We start from the raw sequence: 7,249 nt of genomic DNA on the forward strand, positions 1-7,249 counted from the left end.
TCGCGCCAGGTCGAGGACGACGCGGTCGCCGCGTGCGCCCGCATGCGGGAGGAGGCCGACCAGGCCCGGGCGGCGGCGGAGGAGGAGCTCGGGCTGGCCGGCGAGGCGCTGCGCCGGGTCACCGGCCAGCTCGACGCGGCGCTGCGTTGCCTGGCCGGCCTGCTGACCGCGGAGGAGCACCCCGGCGAGGACCGGCCGGGCGACGCGCAGCCGGCCTGCTGACCCGCTAGCGTCGGGGCCCGAGCGCGATCGCGACCCGCGCGGCCCGACCGGGAGGTGGACGTGGACGTCGTCGTCGGACTGGACTCCGGGACGACGGCGACCAAGGCGGTCACCGCCGGCGTCGATGCGCGGGTGCGCGACATGGTCAGCGTCGGCTACCCCCTGCTCGTGCCCGGCCCCGGCCGCGCGGAGCTCGACGCCGCCCGCCTGCAGCAGGCCGCCGTCGAGGCGCTCACCGAGGTGGCCGCGCTCGCCCGTGAGCGCGGTGACCGCGTCGTCGGCATCGGCCTCAGCGCGGCGATGCACGGACTGGTGCCGATGGACGCCGACGGCACGCCGCTGGGCCCGGTGGTGACCTGGGCCGACGCCCGGGCCGCCGAGTGGGCGCGCGCCCTGGTCGCCGACGGCCGCGCCCCGGCGCTGCACGCCCGGACCGGCACGCCGGTGCACGCCATGTCGCCGCTGGTCAAGCTCTCCTGGGAGCGGGCGCAGGACCCCGACCGGGTCAGCGCGGTGCCGCGCTGGGGCGGGGTCAAGGAGCTGGTCGTCGCGGCGCTGTGCGGCGGCCGGCAGGTGGTCGACCGGTCGTGCGCCTCCGCGACCGGCCTCTACGACATCCGCACCGGCCGGTGGGACGACGAGGCGACGGCCATCGCCGGGGTGCGGCCCGACCAGCTCGGCGAGGTGGTGCCGACGACCGCGGTGCTGGCCGGCCTGCGCGCCGACGTCGCCGCCGCGACCGGGCTGCCGGCGGGCACCCCGGTGGTCGTCGGGGCCTCCGACGGGGTGCTGGCCAACCTCGGCGTCGGTGCGGTGCGGCCCGACGTCGCCGCGGTCTCCCTCGGCACCAGCGGCGCCATGCGCGTCGTCGTCCCCACGCCCACGGTCGACCCCGGTCGACGGCTGTTCTGCTACGCGCTCACCGACGAGCACTGGGTGGTCGGGGGCGCGGTGAACAACGGCGGCTCGGTGGTCCGCTGGGCCAGTCACACCCTCGCCGTCGACCCCGGCGAGCCCGAGCCCCAGGGCGAGGACGCCGACGAGCTCGACGCCCGGCTGCTCGAGGAGGCCGCGGAGGTGCCCGTCGGGAGCGCCGGGCTGCTCTGCCTGCCCTACCTGCTCGGCGAGCGGGCCCCGTGGTGGCGCTCGGGGCTGCGCGGCGCGTATCTCGGGCTGCGCCGCGAGCACCGCCGGCCGCACCTGGTCCGCGCCGCGGTGGAGGGAGTCTGCCAGCAGCTGGCGCTGGTCCGCGACGCGTTCGCCGCCACCGACCTGCCGGTGCGCGAGGTGCGGGCCACCGGGGGAGCGGTCGCCTCCCCGCTGTGGGTCCGCACGCTCGCCGCCGCGCTCGACCTCCCGGTGCGGGTCGCCGACTCGCCGGAGGGCACCGGGCTGGGCGCCAGCCTGCTCGGCCTGCACGCCCTCGGGGCGCTGCCCGACCTGGACGCCGCCAGCTCGCTCATCGCCGTCCACGACCCGGTCGAGCCCGACCCGGCCGAGGTCGCCGTCTACCGGGAGCTGCGGCCCCTGGTCGAGCGCTCGACCGAGGCGCTCACCGACGTCCTGACCGCGCTGGACGCGCTCGACGACCCCCCGATCGGCCCCGTCTGACCCTGGAGGAACCCGTGCCCGAGGTCGAACCGGCGCTGGGCGCCGGCCCGCTGCTGCTCATCGCCGCCGCCGCGGTCGGCGTCCTGCTGTTCCTCATCATGAAGCTCAAGCTGCACGCGTTCCTGGCGCTGATCCTGGTCAGCCTGCTCGTGGCGCTGGCCACCCGGATCCCGCTCGAGGAGATCGTCGGCACGCTCACCGAGGGGTTCGGCGGCACCCTGGCCAGCGTCGCGCTGTTGGTCGGGCTCGGTGCGATGCTCGGCCGCCTGCTGGAGCACAGCGGGGGCGCGCAGGTGCTCGCGAACAGCCTCATCGGCCGGTTCGGCGAGAAGCGGGCGCCGCTGGCCCTGGGCGTGGCCGCGCTGCTGTTCGGCTTCCCGATCTTCTTCGACGCCGGCCTGGTGGTGTTCCTGCCGATCGTGTTCACCGTGGCCCGCCGGCTGGGCGGCTCGCTGCTCACCTACGGGCTGCCGGTCGCCGGCGCCTTCGCGGTCATGCACGCCTTCGTGCCGCCGCACCCGGGGCCGGTCGCCGCGGCCGAGCTGATCGGCGCGAACATCGGGCTGGTGCTGGTGTTCGGGCTGCTCATCGGGATCCCGACCTGGGTGCTCGGCGGCTACCTGTTCGGGCTGTGGGCCGGCCGCCGCTACGACATCGCGGTGCCGAACATCCTGGCCGACCCCGAGCGCTCCACGCCCGGCCCCTCGGCCCGGCCGGCGGTGGCGGCCGACAACGCGCCCGACCCGTCGGTCGAGGGCACCTCGCCGGGGATCGCCGCCCCGACCGGACGGCTGGCCGAGACCGCGACCGCCACCCGCCCGGCCCCGCCGGGATTCGGCACCGTGGTCGGCATCCTGCTGCTGCCGCTGGTGCTGATCTTCCTCAACACCGGGCTGACCACCCTGGCCACCGGCGGCGCCGTCGACGAGGAGTCCTGGCCGGTGCGGGCCGGTCAGCTGGTCGGCGCGACGCCGATCGCGCTGCTGATCACCGTGCTGGTCGCCGCCTGGGTGCTGGGCCGGCGGCGCGGGGAGAGCGGCGCGGAGGTCGAGTCGATCGTCAACAGCGCCCTGGGCCCCGTCTGCGCGATCATCCTGATCACCGGTGCCGGCGGCATGTTCGGCGGGGTGCTGCGGGCCAGCGGCATCGGCGAGGCGCTGGCCGACGTCCTCGGGAACATCGGGCTGCCGGTCATCGTGGCCGCGTTCGTCATCGCGGTGCTGCTGCGGGTGGCCCAGGGATCGGCGACGGTCGCGCTCACCACGACCGCCGCGCTCATCGCCCCGGTCATCGCCGCCACCGACGGGCTGTCCTCGGTCGACCTGGCGCTCGTCGTGATCGCCATCGCCGGCGGCGCGACGGTGCTCTCGCACGTCAACGACTCCGGCTTCTGGCTGGTCAGCCGGTTCTTCCAGATGGACGAGAAGACGACGCTGAAGACCTGGACGGTGATGGAGACCCTGCTGGGCACCATCGGCTTCCTCATCGCGCTGGTGCTGAGCCTGTTCCTCTGAGGGCGCCGACGCGGCCGCCGTCCCCGCGGCCCCGCCCGTGGCCGCGGCCGGACGCGGCCACGGGCGGTCGACCTGCCATGACCGGCGCCGGGGTGGCATCGTGGCCACCATGAGACGCCGCTCACGCCTCGCCGGTGCCGGGCTGAGTGCCCTGGCCGCCGTCGCCGCCCGCGACCTGCTGCAGCGCGAGCACACCCTCCTGCGCAACTTCCCGGTCATCGGCCACGCCCGCTATCTGCTCGAGTCCATCGGCCCCGAGCTGCGCCAGTACCTGGTGGCGGGCAACAACGAGGAGCGGCCGTTCACCCGCGACCAGCGGCGCTGGGTCTACGCCTCGGCGAAGAAGGAGAACAACTACTTCGGCTTCGGCACCGACAACGACCTCGAGTACACCGCCGGCTACCCGGTCATCAACCACCGCACCTTCGGCCGCGCCGTCCCGCCGTCGTCCCCGGCCTCGGCGCACGACGTGCGGCTGCCCTCGGCCAAGGTGCTCGGCGGGCCCCGCGGGCGAGCGGGGGCGTTCCGGCCGGCGTCGGTCGTCAACATCTCCGCGATGAGCTTCGGCTCGCTGTCCGGCGCCGCGGTGGAGGCGCTCAACCGCGGGGCGGCGCTGGCCGGCTGCCTGCAGAACACCGGGGAGGGCGGCGTCGCGGTCCACCACCGGCACGGCGGGGAGCTGGTGTTCCAGATCGGCACCGCCTACTTCGGCTGCCGTGACGACCACGGCCGGTTCGACCTCGCCCGGCTCAAGGACCTCGTCGCCGGCGCGCCCGTCCGCGCGCTGGAGATCAAGCTCAGCCAGGGCGCCAAGCCCGGCCTCGGTGGCGTCCTGCCGGGGGTGAAGGTCTCGGCGGAGATCGCCGCCGCCCGCGGTGTCCCGGAGGGTGTGGACTGCGTGAGCCCGTCGCGGCACGCGGAGTTCTCCGACACCGACAGCCTGCTCGACTGGGTCGAGCTGCTCGCCGCCGAGACCGGCCTGCCGGTCGGAATCAAGTCCGCCGTCGGCGACATGGCCTTCTGGCACGAGCTCACCGACCTCATGGCGACCACCGGCCGCGGGGTCGACTTCGTGACCGTGGACGGCGGGGAGGGCGGCACCGGCGCGGCGCCGCTGATCTTCACCGACTCCGTGTCGCTGCCGTTCCAGCTCGGCTTCGCCCGCGTCTACTCGGCCTTCGCCCGCGCGGGGCTGCACGAGCAGGTCACGTTCGTCGGCGCGGGCAAGCTCGGCCTGCCCGACAACGCGACCATCGCCTTCGCGCTCGGCTGCGACATGGTCAACGTCGGCCGCGAGGCGATGCTGGCGATCGGCTGCATCCAGGCGCAGAAGTGCCACGCCGACACCTGCCCGACCGGCGTCGCCACGCAGAACCCGTGGCTGGCGCACGGGCTGGACCCGCGGCTGAAGTCGGTGCGGGCGGCGAACTACATCGAGACGCTGCGCCGCGACCTGTTCAAGGTCGCCGAGGCGTGCGGGGTCGAACACCCGGGCCTGATCGACGTCTCGTCCGTGGAGGTGCTCACCGGACGCACGGCCTCGACTCCGCTCAGGGAGGTCTACGGCTACGACCCGGGGTGGGGGCTGCCCTCGGCCGCCGACCGCGAGGAGATCGTGCGGCTCATGACCTCCCGGGGTCCGCAGGGAGGCGCCGCCCCCGAGTCGGCCGACGCCGTCGGCTGAAGGCGGCTCCCTGCACGGCCCCGTCCCGGGCCCCGCCGGCCCCGTGCAGGGGCCCATCGTGAGCGTGCTAGCGGCGGGGGCAGGGGGTCCTTGCTCAGGTGCCGCGGAGCAGCTCCTCGAAGGAAGGGACCTCGGCGAACGGGTCGGCCGGGCGGCGCTGCCGGTGACCTCCCGCCCGCCCGCCGGCGACCAGATCGGCGAGCTCGCCGGCCGCGCGGTCGATGCGGCCGGCCAGGCCCGAGTCGACGCCGTCCGCCCCCGCCCAGTCCTCCGACGCGGCGAAGACGCCGGTGGGCGCCGGGATCGCGCGCAGGTAGGCGAACAACGGCCGCATCGCGTGCTCGAGGACCAGCGAGTGCCGGGCGGTGCCGGCGGTGGCGCCGAGCAGCACCGGCGTGCCGGTCAGCGACTCCGGGTCCAGGACGTCGAAGAACGTCTTGAACAGCCCGCTGTAGGACGCCGAGAAGACGGGGGTGACCGCGATCAGCCCGTCGGCGCCGACGACCGTGTCGACCGCGGCCCGCAGCGACCCGTTCGCGAACCCGGTGACCAGGTTGTCGGCCAGGTCGCGGGCGTGGGCGCGCAGGTCGACGACCTCCACGGTGGCGTCGTCGCCCCGCTCGCGCAGGGCGGCGACGGTCGCGGTCGCGAGCCGGTCGGCCAGCAGCCGGCTGGACGACGGAGTGGCCAGGCCGGCGCTGACGACGGCGAGCGTGCGGGTGGTCATCGCGCGGTCACCTCCTCCGGGGTCGCGGCGGCGGCGCGGGCCGCGACCAGCGAGGCGTGGGTGGGGGCGTCGGGCACGTGCGCGGGCTTGCGCGCGGCGAACTCGCGGCGCAGCACCGGTACGACCTCCTCGCCGAGGATGTCCAGCTGCTCGAGCACCGTCTTCAGCGGCAGGCCGGCGTGGTCGACGAGGAACAGCTGCCGCTGGTAGTCACCGACGTAGTCACGGAAGCCCAGCGTGCGCTCGATGACCTGCTGCGGCGAGCCGACGGTCAAGGGCGTCTCGCGGGAGAAGTCCTCCAGCGAGGGGCCGTGGCCGTAGACCGGGGCGTTGTCGAAGTAGGGCCGGAACTCCCGGACGGCGTCCTGGCTGTTCTTCCGCATGAACACCTGCCCGCCGAGGCCGACGATCGCCTGGTCGGCGGCGCCGTGGCCGTGGTGCTCGTAGCGGCGGCGGTAGAACTCCACCATCCGGGCGGTGTGCTCCTTCGGCCAGAAGATGTGGTTGGAGAAGAAGCCGTCGCCGTAGTACGCGGCCTGCTCGGCGATCTGCGGGGACCGGATCGAGCCGTGCCACACGAACGGCGGTACCCCGTCCAGCGGCCGCGGGGTCGAGGTGAAGCCCTGCAGCGGTGTGCGGAACCGGCCGGACCAGTCGACGACGTCGGAGTCCCACAGCCGGCGCAGCAGCGCGTAGTTCTCCACCGCCAGCGGGATGCCGTTGCGGATGTCCTGGCCGAACCACGGGTAGACGGGGCCGGTGTTGCCGCGGCCCATCATCAGGTCGATCCGGCCGTCGGCCAGGTGCTGCAGCATCGCGTAGTCCTCGGCGATCTTCACCGGGTCGTTGGTGGTGATCAGCGTGGTCGCCGTCGACAGCTGCAGCGTCGTCGTCTGCGCGGCGATGTAGGCCAGCGTGGTCGTCGGCGAGGAGGAGAAGAACGGCGGGTTGTGGTGCTCGCCGAGGGCGAAGACGTCGAGCCCGGCCTCCTCGGCCTTCTGGGCGATCGTGACGACCGCCTGGAGCCGCTCGGCCTCACTGGGCGTGCGGCCGTTCGTGGGATCGGTGGTGATGTCGCTGACCGAGAAGATCCCGAACTGCATGACCGCCTCCATCTGATTGAGCGTGCAACTACCGGCCGGTGCAACGTCGCGCTCCCGGAGGCTGTTCCCGGTGTCCCCCTGGACGAGGGAAGCGGCCGACCGGGTCCCGCGAGGGGCCTCACGGCACGGATGTGGTGGGCGGGATTGTCACGGAGCGGTAACGCCGCCTACGGTGGCTCCCGTCCGGTCGGTCGTCTCGTCCCCGCTCGGGGAGCCTGACCGGACGCCGCCGAGTCGTGTCCGCAGCCAGCGGGCGCGAGCCGGGGACCCACCGCAGTACTGGGGTGAATCCCGCCGCCGAGCACCGCTCGGAGGCCGGTAGGGCTGCTTCCCGCCCGAACCCGTCAGCTAACTCGGTAGGCGGCCACGGAAGAACGGAGAGCACCCG

6 protein-coding genes and 1 riboswitch are annotated in these 7,249 nt (G+C 74.7%); of the genes, 4 read left to right on the plus strand and 2 right to left on the minus strand.

Going from position 1 to position 7,249, the window contains the following annotated elements; genetic code table 11:
* The 4 genes from E4P41_RS22460 to E4P41_RS20650 all read left to right on the plus strand — a co-directional run.
* Positions 1-222, plus strand: a 222-nt coding sequence (locus E4P41_RS22460; RefSeq protein WP_167761206.1) for a hypothetical protein, incomplete at its 5' end; no start/stop codon positions are given.
* A 60-nt stretch (positions 223-282) separates the two neighbouring features.
* Positions 283-1,833, plus strand: coding sequence for a gluconokinase (locus tag E4P41_RS20640; RefSeq protein WP_135143085.1), 1,551 nt, complete (start codon positions 283-285; stop codon positions 1,831-1,833).
* A 14-nt stretch (positions 1,834-1,847) separates the two neighbouring features.
* The gene (locus tag E4P41_RS20645) at positions 1,848-3,347 is read left to right on the plus strand and encodes an SLC13 family permease (RefSeq protein ID WP_135143086.1); all 1,500 of its coding nucleotides are present in this window, start codon (positions 1,848-1,850) and stop codon (positions 3,345-3,347) included.
* A gap of 109 nt (positions 3,348-3,456) precedes the next feature.
* Positions 3,457-5,031 carry an FMN-binding glutamate synthase family protein gene (locus E4P41_RS20650; RefSeq protein ID WP_135143087.1) on the plus strand — a complete coding sequence of 525 codons (1,575 nt, stop codon included), beginning with the start codon at positions 3,457-3,459 and terminating at the stop codon, positions 5,029-5,031.
* A gap of 94 nt (positions 5,032-5,125) precedes the next feature.
* On the opposite strand, the gene E4P41_RS20655 is transcribed toward E4P41_RS20650, so the two are convergent.
* Both E4P41_RS20655 and E4P41_RS20660 read right to left on the minus strand, forming a co-directional pair.
* Complete coding sequence (locus E4P41_RS20655) at positions 5,126-5,758, minus strand: FMN reductase (protein ID WP_135143088.1); 633 nt, start codon at positions 5,756-5,758, stop codon at positions 5,126-5,128.
* Positions 5,755-6,861: an LLM class flavin-dependent oxidoreductase gene (locus E4P41_RS20660; protein WP_135143089.1), complete on the minus strand. Its 1,107-nt coding sequence runs from the start codon at positions 6,859-6,861 to the stop codon at positions 5,755-5,757. The genes E4P41_RS20655 and E4P41_RS20660 overlap by 4 nt, the downstream gene beginning before the upstream one ends.
* A 217-nt stretch (positions 6,862-7,078) precedes the next feature.
* Positions 7,079-7,239: riboswitch (cyclic di-AMP (ydaO/yuaA leader) on the plus strand.
* The last annotated feature ends 10 nt before the right edge of the window (positions 7,240-7,249 follow it).

Origin of the sequence: Geodermatophilus sp. DF01-2 (genome assembly GCF_004571065.1) — a bacterium.
In the GTDB taxonomy this organism is placed as follows: domain Bacteria; phylum Actinomycetota; class Actinomycetes; order Mycobacteriales; family Geodermatophilaceae; genus Geodermatophilus.

Bases quoted from the DNA above. Each gene is read 5' to 3' on its own strand.
- E4P41_RS20650 (WP_135143087.1), top strand. From the start codon at position 3,457: ATGAGACGCCGCTCACGCCTCGCCGGTGCCGGGCTGAGTGCCCTGGCC.
- E4P41_RS20655 (WP_135143088.1), bottom strand. From the start codon at position 5,758: ATGACCACCCGCACGCTCGCCGTCGTCAGCGCCGGCCTGGCCACTCCG.
- E4P41_RS20660 (WP_135143089.1), bottom strand. From the start codon at position 6,861: ATGCAGTTCGGGATCTTCTCGGTCAGCGACATCACCACCGATCCCACG.